17 protein-coding genes are annotated in these 16,393 nt (G+C 72.0%); 9 read left to right on the top strand and 8 right to left on the bottom strand.

Features of this window, described 5'->3' with window-relative positions:
- Positions 1-11 precede the first annotated feature (11 nt).
- The 5 genes from ACU436_RS08695 (at position 12) to ACU436_RS08675 (ending at position 4,416) form a co-directional block, all read left to right on the top strand.
- Entirely contained in the window at positions 12-983 is a 972-nt protein-coding gene (locus ACU436_RS08695) for a F0F1 ATP synthase subunit gamma (RefSeq protein ID WP_459023414.1), read from the top strand.
- Entirely contained in the window at positions 983-2,416 is a 1,434-nt protein-coding gene (atpD, locus tag ACU436_RS08690; RefSeq protein ID WP_459023412.1) for a F0F1 ATP synthase subunit beta, read from the top strand. Before ACU436_RS08695 ends, atpD begins: the two co-directional genes overlap by 1 nt.
- Before the next feature lie 13 nt (positions 2,417-2,429).
- The gene (locus ACU436_RS08685; RefSeq protein WP_459024306.1) at positions 2,430-2,804 is read left to right on the top strand and encodes a F0F1 ATP synthase subunit epsilon; all 375 of its coding nucleotides are present in this window, start codon (positions 2,430-2,432) and stop codon (positions 2,802-2,804) included.
- A 9-nt stretch (positions 2,805-2,813) separates the two neighbouring features.
- Positions 2,814-3,275, top strand: coding sequence for a DUF2550 domain-containing protein (locus ACU436_RS08680; protein ID WP_459023411.1), 462 nt, complete (start codon positions 2,814-2,816; stop codon positions 3,273-3,275).
- A 205-nt stretch (positions 3,276-3,480) separates the two neighbouring features.
- Positions 3,481-4,416 carry a type IV toxin-antitoxin system AbiEi family antitoxin domain-containing protein gene (locus tag ACU436_RS08675; protein WP_459023410.1) on the top strand — a complete coding sequence of 312 codons (936 nt, stop codon included), beginning with the start codon at positions 3,481-3,483 and terminating at the stop codon, positions 4,414-4,416.
- A gap of 75 nt (positions 4,417-4,491) precedes the next feature.
- Here the strand turns inward: ACU436_RS08675 and ACU436_RS08670 are convergent, their stop codons facing one another.
- The 4 genes from ACU436_RS08670 to ACU436_RS08655 all read right to left on the bottom strand — a co-directional run bounded on the left by ACU436_RS08670 (position 4,492) and on the right by ACU436_RS08655 (position 7,221).
- On the bottom strand, positions 4,492-5,070 hold the full coding sequence (locus tag ACU436_RS08670; protein WP_459023408.1) for a cob(I)yrinic acid a,c-diamide adenosyltransferase: 579 nt from the start codon (positions 5,068-5,070) through the stop codon (positions 4,492-4,494).
- 17 nt (positions 5,071-5,087) lie between these two features.
- Positions 5,088-5,828, bottom strand: coding sequence for an SDR family NAD(P)-dependent oxidoreductase (locus ACU436_RS08665; protein ID WP_459023406.1), 741 nt, complete (start codon positions 5,826-5,828; stop codon positions 5,088-5,090).
- A gap of 80 nt (positions 5,829-5,908) precedes the next feature.
- Positions 5,909-6,754: a haloalkane dehalogenase gene (locus tag ACU436_RS08660; protein ID WP_459023404.1), complete on the bottom strand. Its 846-nt coding sequence runs from the start codon at positions 6,752-6,754 to the stop codon at positions 5,909-5,911.
- The gene (locus ACU436_RS08655; protein ID WP_459023402.1) at positions 6,751-7,221 is read right to left on the bottom strand and encodes a MarR family winged helix-turn-helix transcriptional regulator; all 471 of its coding nucleotides are present in this window, start codon (positions 7,219-7,221) and stop codon (positions 6,751-6,753) included. Before ACU436_RS08655 ends, ACU436_RS08660 begins: the two co-directional genes overlap by 4 nt.
- A gap of 83 nt (positions 7,222-7,304) precedes the next feature.
- Here ACU436_RS08655 and ACU436_RS08650 point away from each other — a divergent pair, with 83 nt between their 5' ends.
- Positions 7,305-7,934 (top strand): TetR/AcrR family transcriptional regulator, encoded by a 630-nt coding sequence (locus ACU436_RS08650; protein WP_459023401.1) that lies wholly within the window; start codon positions 7,305-7,307, stop codon positions 7,932-7,934.
- A gap of 10 nt (positions 7,935-7,944) precedes the next feature.
- Positions 7,945-9,213: a UDP-N-acetylglucosamine 1-carboxyvinyltransferase gene (gene murA, locus ACU436_RS08645; RefSeq protein WP_459023399.1), complete on the top strand. Its 1,269-nt coding sequence runs from the start codon at positions 7,945-7,947 to the stop codon at positions 9,211-9,213.
- A 21-nt stretch (positions 9,214-9,234) separates the two neighbouring features.
- On the opposite strand, the gene ACU436_RS08640 is transcribed toward murA, so the two are convergent.
- The 3 genes from ACU436_RS08640 to ACU436_RS08630 are packed head-to-tail and all read right to left on the bottom strand — an operon-like array spanning position 9,235 to position 12,979.
- The gene (locus tag ACU436_RS08640; protein WP_459023397.1) at positions 9,235-10,233 is read right to left on the bottom strand and encodes a substrate-binding domain-containing protein; all 999 of its coding nucleotides are present in this window, start codon (positions 10,231-10,233) and stop codon (positions 9,235-9,237) included.
- A gap of 44 nt (positions 10,234-10,277) precedes the next feature.
- Positions 10,278-11,402 (bottom strand): ABC transporter permease, encoded by a 1,125-nt coding sequence (locus tag ACU436_RS08635; RefSeq protein WP_459023396.1) that lies wholly within the window; start codon positions 11,400-11,402, stop codon positions 10,278-10,280.
- Positions 11,399-12,979: a sugar ABC transporter ATP-binding protein gene (locus tag ACU436_RS08630; RefSeq protein ID WP_459023394.1), complete on the bottom strand. Its 1,581-nt coding sequence runs from the start codon at positions 12,977-12,979 to the stop codon at positions 11,399-11,401. The genes ACU436_RS08635 and ACU436_RS08630 overlap by 4 nt, the downstream gene beginning before the upstream one ends.
- Positions 12,980-13,139: 160 nt before the next feature.
- On the opposite strand from ACU436_RS08630, the gene ACU436_RS08625 reads away from it, so the two are divergent.
- Positions 13,140-13,826 (top strand): DedA family protein, encoded by a 687-nt coding sequence (locus ACU436_RS08625; protein ID WP_459023392.1) that lies wholly within the window; start codon positions 13,140-13,142, stop codon positions 13,824-13,826.
- Positions 13,827-13,908: 82 nt separating this feature from the next.
- On the opposite strand, the gene ACU436_RS08620 is transcribed toward ACU436_RS08625, so the two are convergent.
- Positions 13,909-14,226: a hypothetical protein gene (locus tag ACU436_RS08620; RefSeq protein ID WP_459023390.1), complete on the bottom strand. Its 318-nt coding sequence runs from the start codon at positions 14,224-14,226 to the stop codon at positions 13,909-13,911.
- 142 nt (positions 14,227-14,368) lie between these two features.
- Between ACU436_RS08620 and ACU436_RS08615 the strand changes: the two genes are divergently transcribed.
- Positions 14,369-16,360, top strand: a complete 1,992-nt coding sequence (locus ACU436_RS08615) for a protein meaA (RefSeq protein WP_459023388.1) — start codon at positions 14,369-14,371, stop codon at positions 16,358-16,360.
- Positions 16,361-16,393 lie beyond the last annotated feature (33 nt).

Here is a 16,393-nt window from a genome sequence, read left to right as displayed (position 1 = left end):
GCGGTTAGTTCATGGCGGCACAGATCCGTGTGCTGCGGCGACGGATCCGGTCGACGCAGTCCATCAAGAAGATCACCAGGGCGATGGAGCTCATCGCCACCTCGCGCATCGCCAAGGCGCGTGCTCGCGCCGAGGCTGCGAAGCCCTACGCCGAGCAGATGACGGCGATGCTCACCGAGCTGGCCTCCAACTCGGCGCTGAACCACCCGCTGCTGGTCGAGCGGGAGAACCCGCGCCGGGCCGCGGTGCTGGTGGTCACGAGCGACCGCGGTCAGGCCGGCGGGTACAACGCCAACGTGTTGCGCGAGGCCGAGCAGTTGCAGTCGCTGCTTCGCGACCAGGGCAAGGAGCCGATGCTCTACGTCATCGGTCGCAAGGGCGTGAACTACTACCGGTTCCGCCGCCGCCCCGTGGTCGCGTCCTGGACCGGGTTCTCCGAGCAGCCCAGCTACGCCGACGCGGCCGAGGTGGCCAAGGTGCTGGTGGCCGCGTTCATGGCGGGCGCGGGCGGCCAGGAGACCGGCAGCGCCGCGGAGATCGCGGGCGCCCCGGCCGAGGCCGTCGAGTCGGTCGACGAGCTGCACATGGTGTACACGCAGTTCAAGAACATGGTCACGCAGACACCTGCGGCCCGGCGGATGGCTCCCATGGAAGTGGAGTACGCCGAGGCGGACGCCTCGAGGGAGTCGTCCGGTGGTGAGCTGAAGGCCCTCTACGAGTTCGAGCCGGATGCCGACACCCTCTTCGACGCGCTGCTGCCGAAGTACGTCGGCGCCCGGCTGTTCGCCGCGCTGCTGGAGTCGGCGGCGTCGGAGTCGGCCAACCGGCAGCGGGCGATGAAGGCCGCAACCGACAATGCCAACGAACTCATCCGTACCCTGACCCTGGAGAGCAACCAGGCCAGGCAGGCACAGATCACCCAGGAGATCAGCGAGATCGTCGGCGGGGCCGACGCGCTCGTGAGCGCAGGAAGTGAGGACTGATGACCGCCACCGCTGATCCAGGCACCCAGACCAGGACCGGCCGGGTCGTCCGGGTCACCGGCCCGGTCGTCGACGTGGAGTTCCCGCGCAACCAGGTGCCGCCGCTCTACAACGCCCTCACCGTCGAGGTCACCTTCGGCGACCTGGCCAAGAAGCTCACCCTGGAGATCGCCCAGCACCTGGGCGACAACCAGGTACGGGCGATCTCCATGCAGCCGACCGACGGCCTGGTCCGCGGCCAGGAGGTCACCGACCTCGGCCGCTCGATCTCGGTGCCGGTGGGCGACCAGGTCAAGGGGCACGTGTTCAACGCCCTGGGCGACTGCCTCGACGACACGAGCTTCCAGCCGACGGGCGACCTGTGGAGCATCCACCGCAGGGCCCCCGCGTTCGACCAGCTCGAGGGCAAGACCGAGATGCTGGAGACCGGCATCAAGGTCATCGACCTGCTCACCCCGTACGTGCAGGGCGGGAAGATCGGCCTGTTCGGCGGCGCCGGCGTGGGCAAGACGGTGCTCATCCAGGAGATGATCACCCGTGTCGCCAAGAACTTCGGTGGCACCTCGGTGTTCGCCGGCGTCGGTGAGCGCACCCGCGAGGGCAACGACCTCATCACGGAGATGACCGAGTCCGGCGTCATCAAGGACACCGCGCTCGTCTTCGGGCAGATGGACGAGCCGCCCGGCACGCGTATGCGCGTGGCCCTCTCGGCGCTGACGATGGCGGAGTACTTCCGCGACGAGCAGAACCAGGACGTGCTGCTCTTCATCGACAACATCTTCCGGTTCACGCAGGCCGGCTCCGAGGTCTCCACGCTGCTCGGCCGCATGCCGTCCGCGGTGGGCTACCAGCCCACGCTGGCCGACGAGATGGGCGAGCTGCAGGAGCGGATCACCTCGACCCGTGGCCGTTCGATCACCTCGATGCAGGCGATCTACGTGCCCGCGGACGACTACACCGACCCCGCGCCGGCCACCACGTTCGCGCACCTCGACGCCACCACGGAGCTCTCCCGCCCGATCTCCCAGAAGGGGATCTACCCGGCGGTGGACCCGCTGACGTCGACCTCGCGGATCCTGGACCCGCAGTACGTCGGTGACGAGCACTTCCGGGTGGCCAACGAGGTCAAGCGGATCCTGCAGAAGTACAACGACCTGCAGGACATCATCGCGATCCTCGGCATCGACGAGCTCTCCGAGGAGGACCGCCAGCTGGTGGGCCGCGCGCGGCGCATCGAGCGGTTCCTCTCCCAGAACCTGCTGGTCGCCCAGCAGTTCACCGGGCAGGAGGGCTCCACGGTCCCGCTCAAGGAGACCATCGAGGCGTTCGACAAGATCGCCAAGGGCGAGTTCGACGACGTGCCCGAGCAGGCGTTCTTCCTCTGCGGTGGCCTCGAGGACCTCGACAAGAACCGCAAGAAGCTCGAGGGCTGACCCGGTGGCTGAGATGGCGGTGGAGCTGGTCGCGGTCGAGCGGCGGATCTGGTCGGGAAAGGCCACGTTCGTCTTCGCCCGCACCACCGTGGGTGAGATCGGCGTGCTGCCCGGTCACGAGCCCACGCTCGCGCAGCTGGAGGAGACGGCGCTGGTACGCGTCGACAGCACCGACGGCACGACCACCACGCTGGCCGTGCACGGCGGGTTCCTGTCGGTCACGCCGGACACCGTCACGGTGCTGGCGGAGTACGCCGAGCTGGCCGACGAGATCGACGTGTCGCGGGCGCGCGATGCGCTCCAGCGAGCGGACGATTCCGAGCCGGAGGGCGTCGCCGCGGCGGCACGAGCGAATGTGCGGCTGAAAGCCGCCGGCGCTTCCGAGTAGGGCACGGGGGTGGGAGCGACAGCGCTGCTCGTCAGTCTGCTGTTGCTGCTCGCCTGTCTCTGTCTCGGATACCTCGCCTTTCGGCGAGTACGCCTCATGCGGGGCGGTGGCGTGGACGTCTGTCTGCGCCGCCGCCCCGCTCGTCTTTCCCGGTTCCGCGCACAGGACGGCACCGCGGGATGGCACTTCGGTGTGGGGCGCTACCGCGGGGACCAGCTGGCCTGGTTCCGGTTGACGTCGCTGCGGCCGGGCCCCACCGTCGTCGTCGACCGCACCGAGCTGGAGATCGTCGGCCGCCGCACGCCCGTGAACCCGGAGGCCTACGTCATCCCGCAGGGAGCGGCCGTGCTGCTCTGCCGCATCCGCGAGGCCGAGCTGGAGCTCGCGATGGCCCCCGGCGTCCTGACCGGCTTCCTCTCCTGGGTCGAGGCCGGCCCGCCCGGCCGCACCGGCTACCGCCGGGCCTCCTGACCCTCAGGTGGCCGCCGGTATGGCGCTCCGGCAGGTATCCGGCCTCGATCGACCGGAATTGCTGCTGCAACGCCAGGTGTGCGGGCCGCGGCTCGGGTGGCCTGTGGACAACTCGAACGATCTACGTGGCCGATCGGTCACGCTCGGGTGCGTGGGCCGCACTCGAACACCGTTGTCGCCGCAGGAGCGGGCTCTTGGCGAGCGGATGCGTCGCGTTGCGCAGCAGCAGGGCGGTGTGATCACGGCCGGGCAGTGCCATGTGCTCGGCGCCACCGACTCCGACATCCGACGCCTGCTGGGCAGTGGCGAGTGGCGCCGGGTGCGCCGGGGCGTCTACGCAGACTCCCGGCGGCCGAGCGCCGACGGGCACCTCCGACAGTGCGCGGCGGTGCTCACCGGTCTCACCGCCGGCACCGGGGTCGTCTCGCACCTCAGCGCGGCCCGGCTGCTGGGGCTGCCGCTCCCGCCTCGGGTGGATTCCCGGATCAGCATCACCCGGCGCCCGCCGGCACCCACCAACGGCCCGCGCTCCGGTCCGGCCGCCCCGCTCACGGTGCATCTAGCCGATTACGACGACGCCGATCTGCGGTATCTCGCTGGTGTGCCCGTCCTCGCCGGTGCCCGGCTCGTTCTCGACTGCTGCGACGCCATGCCTGCGGACTGCGCTCTGGCGGTCGCCGACGCCGCGCTCACCCGCGGTCTCACCGACCTGGAGGGCCTTCAGGCGGAGCTGCGCCGCCGCCGCGGCCGGCCAGGGTCACGGGTCGCCCGCCTCGTCGTCGAACGGGCAGCGCCGGGCCCCCAGAGCTGGTTCGAGTCGATCTCCCGCTGGTGGTTGCTGGAAGCAGGGCTACCGCGCCCGCAGCTCCAGGTGCCGTTCCCCACCGGGACGAGCGACCGCGATCCCGCGGTCGACATGTGGTTCGCCGAGCAGCGCACGGTCGGCGAGGCCGACGGGGCGGGCAAGTACGACGAGCCGGGGTCGCTGTTCACCGAGAAGCTGCGCGAGGACTGGCTGCGGGACACCTACGGCGTCGAGGTCGTCCGCTGGGTTCCGCGCGAGATGCGCACACCGGCGCGGCGGAGCATGGTGGTGGCCCGGTTCCATCGTGCCTTCGCCCGTGGCCGACGGACGGCGTGAGCCCTTGTGGCGCTCCAGCAGGTATCCGGCCTCGACCGGCCGGAATAGCTGCTGCAGCGCCAGGTCGGCTGCTGGTCAGGAGCTCGTCGGGCCGCCGGGACGCCAGAGGACGTCGCCGTCGGGGTTGGCCACGCGGCCGAGGATGAAGAGCAGGTCGGAGAGGCGGTTGAGGTACTTCGCCGTGAGCGGGTTGGTGCGCTCGGCGTCGACCTCCAGCAGCGCCCACACCGAACGCTCGGCCCGCCGCGCCACGGTGCGGGCCACGTGCAGGTAGGCCGCCCCCGGGGTGCCGCCCGGCAGCACGAACGAGTCGAGCTTGGGCAGGCCCTCGTTGAACTCGTCGCACCAGCCCTCGAGCCGGGTGACGTACTCCTCGGTGACCCGCAGCGGCGGGTACTGCGGATTTTCGACGATCGGCGCGCACAGGTCGGCGCCGACGTCGAAGAGGTCGTTCTGCACCTGCCGGAGCGGGCCGAGCAGCTCCGGGGCCAGCCCGCCGACGGTGACGGCGACACCGAGCGCCGTGTTGCACTCGTCGGTGTCGGCGTACGCCGCGAGCCGGGGGTCGGTCTTGGGCACGCGGCTGAAGTCGCCGAGCGCCGTGGTGCCGTCGTCGCCGGTCTTCGTGTAGATCCTGGTCAGGTGCACCGCCATGAGGGCAGCCTATGTCGTCATGCGTTCGCGCCGGAGTCGACGAGCAGCGCGGTGCCGGTGATCGTCCGCCCGCCCGGACCGGCGAGGTGCGCCACGGTGGCGGCGACGTCGTCGGCGCTCTGGTAGCTGCCCAGGGCGGTGAGGCCGCGCTGGCCGTCGGCCGACGGCCCGTCGGCCGGGTTCATGTCCGTGTCCGTGGAGCCGGGGTGCACGACGTTGACGGTGATGCCCCGGGGACCGAGCTCGCGGGCCAGCGCGCGGCTGAAGCCGGTGAGCGCGGACTTCGTCATCGAGTAGAGGGCGATCCCGTCGTGCGGGGCCCGCTCGGCGAGGTTGCTGCCGATGCTGATGATCCGTCCGCCTGCGCCGAGGTGCGGGGACGCCGCCTGCGCCGCCACGAACGCCGAGCGCACGTGGATCGCGATGGTCCGGTCCAGCTCCTCGGGCCCGACCTGCTCGAACGGGCCGTACGGGAACACGCCGGCGTTGTTGACGAGCACGTCCAGCCGGCCGAGCTCGGCGGCGGCCCGGTCGACGGCCGCTCGCACCTGAGCCGGATCCGCGCTGTCGGCCCGGAGGGCGAGCCCGCGCCGGCCCAGCCCTTCGATCTCGCGGACGACCTTCGCGGCGCGGTCGTCCGCTTCGCGGTAGGTCAGAGCCACGTCGGCGCCTTCCCGGGCCAGCCGGACCGCGATCGCCGCGCCGATGCCGCGGCTGCCGCCGGTGACGAGGGCCACGCGGCCGGTGAGGTCGGTCATCTCGACTCCTTTTCTGTAGTGAACGCTAAGGAAGTCTGCGGCGACGCGAGCGGCCCGTCAAGGGATATTTTGAATGATCGCTACAAAACGCAGCGGGAGGCCCAGGCGGTGATGGCGTCCCCGATCTCCGCGTGCCGGTCCTCCGCGGCGTGGTGCCCGGCCTCCCCGCACCGGACGACCTCGAGGCCGGAAATGTTCTCCGCGCACCACGCGGCCGTCTCGGGACCGATCACCAGCGTGGGTGAACCCTCGAACGTCATCAGCAGCTTCGGCACGTCCCCGCTCTTCGCGAGCCAGGCGCCGTAGGCCTCGATGCGGGCGACGAGCTCGGCGGGCTCGCCGTCGATCGGCATCTGCTGCGCCCAGGCCAGGACGGGGCGGCGGGAGCGCGGGGTCGGGAACGGGGCGAGGTACTCGGCCAGCACGTCCTCGGCGACGGGAGCGAGTACGGCGCCGGTGTAGGCCATCCGGATCAGCTGGTCGGACTGCAGGAGCTCCTCGCCGCGGCTGCGGACCAGCTCGGCGCGGCCCATGGCCTGCGGTGTGAGAGTGGCGCTGTCGATCGGCTTGACGATCGCCTCGAGAAGGGCGAGCCCGCGCACCCGCTCCGGGTGCCGGGCGGCCCAGTCGCACGCGAGCGCGCCACCCCAGTCGTGGCCGACCAGCACGACGTCGTCCAGGTCGAGGGCGTCGAACCAGGCGTCGAGGTAGCGCGCGTGGTCGGCGAACAGGTACGGGATGTCGGGCTTCCCGGACCGGCCCATCCCGATGAGGTCGGGCGCGAGCAGGCGGCCGGGGCCGACCCGGGGCAGGACCTCGCGCCACATGTGGGACGAGGCGGGGTTGCCGTGCAGGAAGACGAACGTCCTCCCGCTCCCGGTCTCCGTGTGGTGGATGGTCGAGCCGAGAACGGGGGTGTCGGTCATGGCGGGGTTCCTTCCTGCGTGAGTGGTGCGTCGAGCAGTGCGGCGAGGTCGCGGACGAGGGCCGCGGCCCGTGCGCCGTCCCGGCCCCCGATCGGTGCGAGGAGGCGTTCGAGCAGGTCCTGGACGGTCCGCATGGCCGATCGCACGCCGGCGTGCCCGCGGTCGGTGAGGGTGAGCCGGACGGCGCGGGTGTCGTGCGGGTCGCGGTGGCGGGCGACGAGTCCCTTCGCCTCGAGCGTGCGCGCCAGCTTGGAGACGTAGAGCGCCTCCAGGCCGGTCTCGTCGGCCAGCTCGCGCTGGCTCGGCCGTCGTCCCGCGCGCTCCAGGCCGTACAGGGCGGCCAGCAGGACGTACTGGGCGTGGGTCAGGTCCAGCGGGGCCAGTGCCCGGTCGACCGCGACCCGCCACCGCGTCGCCAGTCGCCACACGAGGGCGCCGGCAGCGGCGCCCTGCGGTTCCGATCGCATGAGATTTAAAGTACATGGCTATTAAGTACATGGCTACTAAGTAGCGGAGAGTATGTTGAGGAGTCGCTACAGAAGGGTTGCTCATGGCCGAGCGGGGACGACCGCGCGGGTTCGACCGCGCAGCCGCATTGCAGCTGGCCATGGAGTCGTTCTGGGAGCACGGCTACGAGGGCACGTCCATCGGCGACCTCACAGCCCGGATGGGCATCCGCCCGCCGAGCCTCTACGCCGCCTTCGGGAGCAAGGAGGAGCTCTTCCGCGAGGCTGTGGCGCTCTACCAGGACATGGACGGCGAGCCGGCGTTCCGGACGTTGTGGGAGGCGCCCACCGCACGCGCGGGCATCGAGGCCATGCTGCGGGGGAACGTCCGCTCCTACACCACGGCCGGCCGGCCCACGGGCTGCATGATCGTGCTGGCGGCCACCACGTACACGCCGAGCACCGAGGGCATCCGCGACTTCCTCGCCGAGCTTCGCCGGGCCACCACGGCGGCCGTGCAGGAGCGGCTCGCGCGCGGGCAGGCCGACGGGGACGTGACGTCCGGCGCAGACACCGCAGCGTTGGCCGCCTACGTCATGTCGGTGCAGTACGGCCTCTCGCTGCAGGCGCGCGACGGAGCCACCCGCGACGAGCTGGACGCGGTGGTGGACTGCATGCTGGCCGGATGGGAGGCCGTGGTGGCCGCCCGCATCCCCGCGGTCGGCACCGGATAGCGTCGCCCGCGTGGCAGAGCACTTCGCGGTGAACGGTGGCGCCCGGCTCGTCGGCGCCGTCGACGTGGTCGGGGCGAAGAACAGCGTGTTGAAGCTGATGGCGGCGGCGCTGCTGGCAGAGGGCACGACGACGATCACCAACTGCCCGGAGATCCTGGACGTCCCGCTGATGGCCGACGTGCTGCGCAGCCTCGGCTGCACCGTCGATGTCGACCAGGACACGGTCGCGATCGACGTGCCGGCCCGCCCCGGCGCGCAGGCCGACTACGCGTCGGTGTCCCGGTTGCGGGCCTCGGTGTGCGTGCTCGGGCCGCTCGTCGCCCGCTGCCGCCGCGCCGTCGTGCCGTTGCCGGGCGGGGACGCGATCGGTTCCCGCCCGCTGGACATGCACCAGGCGGGCCTGCGCAAGCTGGGCGCGACCACCGAGATCGAGCACGGACGCGTGGTCGCACACGCCGAGGAGCTGCGCGGGGCGCAGATCTGGCTCGACTTCCCCAGCGTCGGCGCCACCGAGAACATCCTGATGGCCGCGGTGCTGGCCGAGGGCACCACGGTGATCGACAACGCCGCGCGCGAGCCGGAGATCGTCGACGTCTGCACGATGCTGCAGCAGATGGGCGCCAAGATCGACGGGGTGGGCAGCTCCACGCTGACCGTGCACGGCGTCCCCGGCCTGCAACCCACCGAGCACCGCGTGCTCGGGGACCGGATCGTCGGCGCCACGTGGGCGTTCGCCGCGGCGATGACCCGCGGCGAGGTCACCGTCCGCGGCATCGACCCGCACCACATCGACCTCGTCCTCGACAAGCTGCGCAGCGCGGGCGCCGAGACCGAGATCGGCACCGGCGAGTTCACGGTGCGGATGGAGGACCGGCCCCGGGCCGTCGACTTCGTCACGCTGCCCTACCCGGGCTTCGCCACCGACCTGCAGCCGATGGCGATCGCGCTGTCCGCCGTCTCCGACGGCACGTCGATGATCACCGAGAACGTGTTCGAGGCCCGGTTCCGGTTCGTCGACGAGATGGTGCGCCTGGGCGCCGACGCCCGCACGGACGGCCACCACGCCGTCGTCCGGGGCGTCGACCGGCTGTCCAGCGCCCCGGTGTGGGCGAGCGACATCCGCGCGGGCGCGGGCCTCGTCCTGGCCGGGCTGTGCGCCGAGGGGCAGACCGAGGTGTGGGACGTCGAGCACATCGACCGCGGCTACCCGCGGTTCGTGGAGAACCTCTGCGCCCTGGGCGCCGACGTCGCGCGGGTGCAGACGCAGCCCCAACGCTGAGGCGGCGCCGGGAAGGACCGGTTACGACTGTCCGCCCAGCTGCGTGTAGACCTGCGCGGCGTTGTCGGCCGTGACCTGCTGGGTCTCCAGCGTGGTGGTCTTCGGCACGTCCGCGCAGTCGACGAGGATCTTCTTGGCCAGGTCGACCGCCTCCCGGCCGCCGGTCGGGTAGACGTAGGTCGCCTTCAGCCGGCCCTGCTCCACCGCCTTGATCCCGCCGGACGGGATCGGCAGCGCGTCGATGCCGGTGAAGATCAGGTCGCCGGCCCGGCCGGCGGCGTCGGCCGCGAGGTAGGCACCCTCGGCCATCGGGTCGTTGTGCGAGTAGATCGCGTTGGCGTCCGGGTGGGCCTTGAGCAGCGCGTCCGCCACGGCCTGGCTCTTGTCCCGCAGCCAGTCGGCGGGCTGGCTCGCCACGATCTCGATCGCCGGGTTGGAGGCGATGCCCTTCCGGAAGCCGTCGGCGCGCTCCGCGGCCGGGGTGGAGCCGGGGAGGCCGGCGATCTCCAGCACCTTGCCGCCCTGGGGGAGCAGGGTCGTGGCGTAGTACTCGCCGACCTTGCGGCCGATCTCGGTGTTGTCGGCACCGATGAAGGCCGTGTACTTGTCGCCGTCCACCTTGCGGTCCAGCACGATCACCGGGATGCCCGCGTCGTACGCCTTCGCCACGGCGGCGGTCAGGGGCGCCGCCTCGTTCGGGGAGATGATCAGCAGGTCGACCTGCTGGGTGATGAAGTTCTCGACGTCGGCCACCTGCTTGCTGTTGTCCTGGGCGGCGTCGGCGACGTTCACCTCGAAGCCGTCGACGGCCTCGGCCGCCGTCTCGATGTCGGCGTTCATCACCTCCCGGTAGGGCTCGGCGTTGTTCGCCTGGGACATGCCGATCAGGTAGTCGCGCCCGGGGCCGCAGTCGGCCGCGGCGGCGTCTCCCGGCGGCGCGCTCTCGGGCTGCTCGACGCTGCACGCGGCGAGCGCGAGGGCGGTGACGGCCAGCAGCGCCGGCCTGCCGAATCGGTGCATCGTTCGGATCCCCCTGAACCTCGAATGGCGATCTTTCCCGCCCGTCAGGTGACGGTGCGGCGGAGCTTCTGCAGGCCGGCAGCGGCGACGATCACCAGCCCGGTGATCAGCAGCTGGATGTTGGCGTCGATGTTGTTGAGGCCGAGGATGTTGGTGAGGATCCCGAGCAGCAGTGCGCCGGCGAGCGTGCCGCTCATCGTGCCGACGCCACCGGCGAGGCTGGTGCCGCCGATCACCACGGCGGCGATCGCGTTCAGCTCGTAGCCGATCCCGTCGTTCGGGCTGCCCTGGCTCAGCTGGCCGGCGTGGATGATCCCGGCCACCGCCGTCAACAACCCCGCGATGGTGAAGACGGCGATCTTCACCCGCGTCACGGGGACGCCGGCCAGCCGCGCGGCCTTCTCGTTGCCGCCGATCGCGTACACGTGCCGGGAGAACGCCGTGGTGCGCAGCACGATCACGGCGATCGCGCCGAGCACGAGGAAGATCACCGCGGGTGCCGGCAGCACGCCGTTGATCGAGCCGCGCAGGATCTCGAACGACGGCGGCGCCTGCTGCGGCCCGTCGCCGTACGCGATCGGCACGCCGACCCCGCCGGACCAGATCCGGGCGAGGCCCCGCGCCACCTGGAGCCCGGCGAGCGTCACGATGAACGCCTGGATGCCGATCACGGCCGTCGCGACGCCTTGCAGCGCACCGAACGCGGCGCCGATCAGCAGCACCACCAGCACGGTGGGGAGCACGCCCCAGCCGCTGTCGACCATGAGGATCGCGGTGCCGACGGCGGAGAGGCCCAGCACGGCGCCGACCGAGAGGTCGATGCCGCCGATGAGGATCACGAACGTCATCCCGATCGCGATGATCCCGATCTCGGACACCGCGCGGACGACGTTGCCCAGGTTGGACAGCGACAGGAAGATGAGCTCCCCGTTGCGCTGCGGCGAGGCGAGCACGGCCACCACGAACACGACCACCAGGCCGAACAGGCTCTGGAACCGGAAGAGCGTGTCGGCTGTGTCGGATCGCCTGCGCTTCGCTCCGGCTGCTCGCAGGCCCTTCGAGGCGCCGTCCTGCTCCTCCGGTGCTCGGTCGCTCGTTCCTCGCTCCCTGCGCGCCTCCCCCGCAGGACGGCGCCCGGCCTGCTCGCGCGCCGCTTCGGGGTCTCTCATCGCTGTCCCTCCTGAGCCGCGCCCATGGCGGCGGCCAGCACGGTCGCCTGGTCCGCGCGGTACCGCGGCAGGTCGGCGACCACCCGGCCGCGGCGCAGGACCACGATCCGGTCGCATACGCCGAGCAGTTCCGGCAGCTCCGACGAGGCGAAGAGGATGCCGATGCCCTCGCCCGCCAGGCGCTGCAGCAGCCGGTACAGCTCGGCCTTGGCGCCGATGTCGATCCCGCGCGTCGGCTCGTCCAGCAGCAGGAGCCGGGGCCGCGCGAGCAACTGGCGGGCGAAGACGACCTTCTGCTGGTTGCCGCCGGACAGCGTACCGACCGGAACGGCCGCCGACGCGGTCCGGATCGCCAGCGCCGAGATCTGCTCCCGCACCGACCGGCGCTCCCGCCGGGCCCGGACGACCCCCGCCGTGCACAGCGATCGCAGCGCGGTGAGCGCGATGTTGTGCCCGACCGAGTGGTCGAGCTGCAGCCCGCTGCCGCGCCGGTCCTCCGGCACGAAGCCGACGCCGCGGGCGAGCGCGGCGCGCGGCCCGGAAGGGGCGTAGGGGTGGCCCTCGAGGCGCACGGTTCCGGTGCGCCGGCCGGCCGGGGCGGCCCCGTAGAGCGTCTCGAGCAGCTCGGTGCGGCCCGCGCCCATCAGCCCGGCGAGCCCGACGATCTCACCCTCGCCGACGGTGAGGTCGATGCCGGCCGGGTCGGTGCGGCCGGCCCGGTGCCCGCTCGCGTGCACGGTGAGGTCGCGCACCTCCAGCAGCACCTTCGCGTGGTCGGCGGTGGGTGCGTGGCCGAACTGCTCGTCCTCGGCCCGGCCGACCATCAGCTCGATCACGTCCTGGCGCGTCGCGGTGCGCGGGTCGACGGTGCCGGCCACCCGGCCGTTGCGCATGACGGTGGCGCGGTCGGCGATCTCCTCGATCTCCTCCATGCGGTGCGAGATGTAGATGATCGCCACCCCGCGTTCGCGCAGCCGGGCGATCGTGGCGAAGAGCAACCGCACCTCGGCGTCGGCGAGCGCGGCCGTCGGCTCGTCCATCACCAGCACGCGCGCGTCCGTCGGCCGACGGGTCGCTTGCGGGCCCGAGTATGAGCAGAGCGCTTTGGCGATCTCCACGAGCTGCTGCTCGCCGACGCGCAGCGACCCGACCGACCGGTTCGGGTCGAGCTCGACGCCGAGCTCGGCGAGCTGGGTCCTTGCGGCGGCGGCCATCCGCCTGGTGTCGACGGTGCGGAGGCGGGTGCGGGGCTCCCGGCCCAGGAAGATGTTCTCGGCCACCGACAGGCCGGGCACGAGGTCCAGCTCCTGGTGGATCATCGCGATGCCGGCCGCCTGCGCGTCGCCCGGGCCGCGGAACCGGTACGGCCGGCCGGCCACGCTGATCGTGCCCTCGTGGTCGGTGATCACACCCGCCAGGACGTTCATCAGCGTGGACTTGCCCGCGCCGTTCTCCCCGAGCAGTGCGCGGACCTCGCCGGCCCGGACGGAGAGCTCGGCGTCGTCGCACGCCAGCACGCCACCGAAGCGCTTCGTGATGCCGCTCATGGTGACCAGTGCGCCGCCGCTGTCGGGCACGAGCCACCTCCGTCCCCCGAGAAATCGATTACAGCCGCGGTGCGAACGTAGGGAACCTCACACCCAGGGGCAAGCCCCGAGTGAAGACGGGGGAGATCCCCACCCCGGTTCAGGGGCTGCCCCGATAGGCCCGGCGCCGCACCCGCGACAGGGTGGACGAGTGATCGGCGACTGGCTCGGCTCCTTCTTCTCGATGATCGACGCGATCCCCGCGTGGCAGCTCTACGCGGTGGTCGGCGTGTTGTTGGTGCTGGAGACCACCGTGCTCGTCGGTCTGGTGACACCGGGGGAGGTCGTCCTGCTCGCCGCGGCGACGACCGTGGTCACCACGGGGGAGTACCTGGTGCTCGCCGCCGTCGCGGCGGGGGCGAGCCTCGTCGGGCAGACCGGGGGGTACCTGCTCGGCCGGAGGTTCGGGGGACGGATCCGGGCGAGCTGGGGCGGTCGCAAGATCGGCGAGGCGAACTGGGTGCGGGCAGAGGGCGTGCTGCGCGGGGGAACGGGGCGCGCGCTCGTCGGGTCGCGGTTCCTCGCCGTGGCCCACTCGCTGGTGCCGGTGATCGCCGGAACGCTGCGCATGCCGTGGGGGCGGTACGCGCGGTACACCGCGGTCGGCGCGGTGCTGTGGGGCCTGGTCTACGTCGGGCTCGGCAGCACCGCATCGATCGCGATCCGGCATTCCGCGCACCTGCTCGGACCGACGGTCACGACCACGGCGGTCGCCGCGGTCGTGGTCGCGCTGATCGTGCGGGCGGTGCGCAAGCGCCGGCGGCCGGCTGGGGAGCAGGCCACCGGCGACGCGCCGACCGTGGCGATCGCAGCGGGGGAGGCGTCCGAGCGCCGCTGAACGGGCCGGGCGGCCGTGGGGGCGGCGCCCGTTCCACGGGGGAAGAGGTGGCCGTGCTCCGGCGACGCGGGGCACGGCCACCTCATTCGTTCGTGCGGGCCACGACCTTGGCGTCGCCCAGGTCCGCGGGGAACACGAGAAGCCGGTAGGCGTCGCCGGTGCGGCCGATGGTCGCGCGGATCCCGGCATCGGCGAGGCGGGAGCGCAGCACCTGCGCCGCAGCCTCCGTCGGCACCCGCGAGACCTCCGTGAGCAGGCCGTCGCCCGTGGGGTCGTCCGGATCGGGCAGGTGCGGCGCGGGCTGGTCCCGGCCGGTGCCGAACGTCCAGCGCAGCGCGAGCAGCAGGATCCCGAGCATCAGGACAACGCCGATAACCATGGTGAGCCGGGCGTCGGACACCGGGTGATTGTGCGTCCTGGGCGCAGAATCCGCGCCCCCCTGCCTGGATCGATCCCATGGTGTGACGCCGCTCGTGAACCGGCGCCCAGCGGGTTACGCGCCAGTAGCATCGTGTCAGCTCATCTCGACGCGGAGGTGCACGGTGCCGTACCCGACCGACCGCGAGCGCGATCGCCCCTGGGTGATCCGCACGTATGCGGGCCACTCGTCCGCCAAGAAGTCGAACGCGCTCTACCGCCGCAACCTCGCGAAGGGCCAGACCGGGCTCTCGGTCGCGTTCGACCTGCCCACGCAGACCGGCTACGACCCCGACGACGAGCTCGCGAAGGGCGAGGTCGGCAAGGTCGGGGTGCCGGTGAGCCACATCGGTGACATGCGCGCCCTGTTCGACGGCATCCCGATGGCCGAGGCCAACACCTCGATGACGATCAACGCTCCGGCGATGTGGCTGCTCGCGCTGTACGTGGCCGTGGCCGACGAGCACGGCGCCGACGCCGAGCTGCTCGCCGGCACGACGCAGAACGATATCGTCAAGGAGTACCTCTCGCGCGGGACCTACGTGTTCCCGCCCGCGCCGAGCATGCGCCTGATCGCCGACATGATCGCCTGGTCGGTGCCGAACATCCCGAAGTGGAACCCGATCAACATCTGCAGCTACCACCTGCAGGAGGCGGGCGCCACGCCGCCCCAGGAGCTGGCGTACGCGCTGTCCACGGCGATCGCCGTGCTGGACGCCGTGCGTGACGCCGGGCAGGTGCCGCAGGAGCGGTTCGGCGACGTCGTCGGGCGCATCTCGTTCTTCGTGAACGCCGGACTGCGGTTCGTCGAGGAGATGTGCAAGATGCGCGCGTTCGCCCGGCTCTGGGACGAGATCACACGCGAGCGCTACGGCGTGCAGGACCCCAAGCAGCGGCGGCTCCGCTACGGGGTGCAGGTCAACTCGCTCGGGCTCACCGAGGCGCAGCCGGAGAACAACGTGCAGCGCATCGTGCTGGAGATGCTGGCGGTGACGCTGTCGCGCGACGCGCGGGCCCGCGCGATCCAGCTGCCCGCCTGGAACGAGGCGCTCGGCCTGCCCCGGCCGTGGGACCAGCAGTGGGCGCTGCGCATGCAGCAGGTGCTCGCCTTCGAGACCGACCTGCTGGAGTACGAGGACCTCTTCGACGGCAGCCGGGTCGTCGAGGCCAAGGTGTCCGAGCTCGTCGATGGCGCCCGTGTGGAGATCGACCGGGTGCAGGAGATGGGCGGGGTCGTCGCCGCCGTGGAGTCCGGCTACATCAAGGGTCGGCTCGTGAGCTCGCTCGCCGAGCGGCGCAAGCGCATGGAGGCGGGCGAGGACGTGGTCGTCGGCGTCAACCGGTACCAGAGCACGGAGCCGAGCCCGCTGCAGGCGGAGGGGGCCGCGTCGGTCGAGACGGTGGACCCGACCACGGAGGCCGCCGCGATCGAGGCGGTCCGCGAATGGCGGGCCGGGCGGGACGCCGCCGCCGTCCAGTCCGCGCTGGCGGGGCTGCGCGACGCCGCGAAGACCGACACCAACCTGATGGACGCCTCGATCGCCTGCGCGAAGGCCGGCGTCACGACCGGCGAGTGGTCCGGGGTGCTGCGCGAGGTGTTCGGCGAGTTCCGCGCACCCACCGGGGTGTCGGCCGTCGCGGTGGGCGGAGCCGCGGCCACCGAGATCGCAGAGGTGCGCGAGAGGGTGCGCGCCGGCAGCGAGACCATCGGGTCACGCCTGAGGATGCTGGTGGGCAAGCCGGGCCTCGACGGGCATTCCAACGGGGCGGAGCAGGTGGCCGTGCGGGCCCGCGACGTCGGCTTCGAGGTGGTCTACCAGGGCATCCGGCTCACGCCTGCCCAGATCGTGGCCGCGGCGGTGCAGGAGGGCGTGCACGTGGTGGGGCTCTCGGTGCTCTCCGGGTCGCACCTGGAGGTCGTGCCCGCCGTGGTGGAGGGTCTGCGCGCGGCGGGCGCCGACGACGTGCCGGTGGTGGTCGGCGGGATCATCCCCGCGGAGGACGCCGCGGAGCTGCGGCGGCGCGGGGTTGCGGCGGTGTTCACGCCGAAGGACTACCAGCTCACGGCCATGATGGACGAGATCGTCACGCTGGTGCTGGCAGCCCACGGCCACTGACACACCAACAGTGGTGCCGGCACACGAACTGCA

It is taken from the genome of Pseudonocardia wallangbongensis, from assembly GCF_054486945.1.
This window is presented reverse-complemented; position numbering and strand designations above follow the sequence as displayed.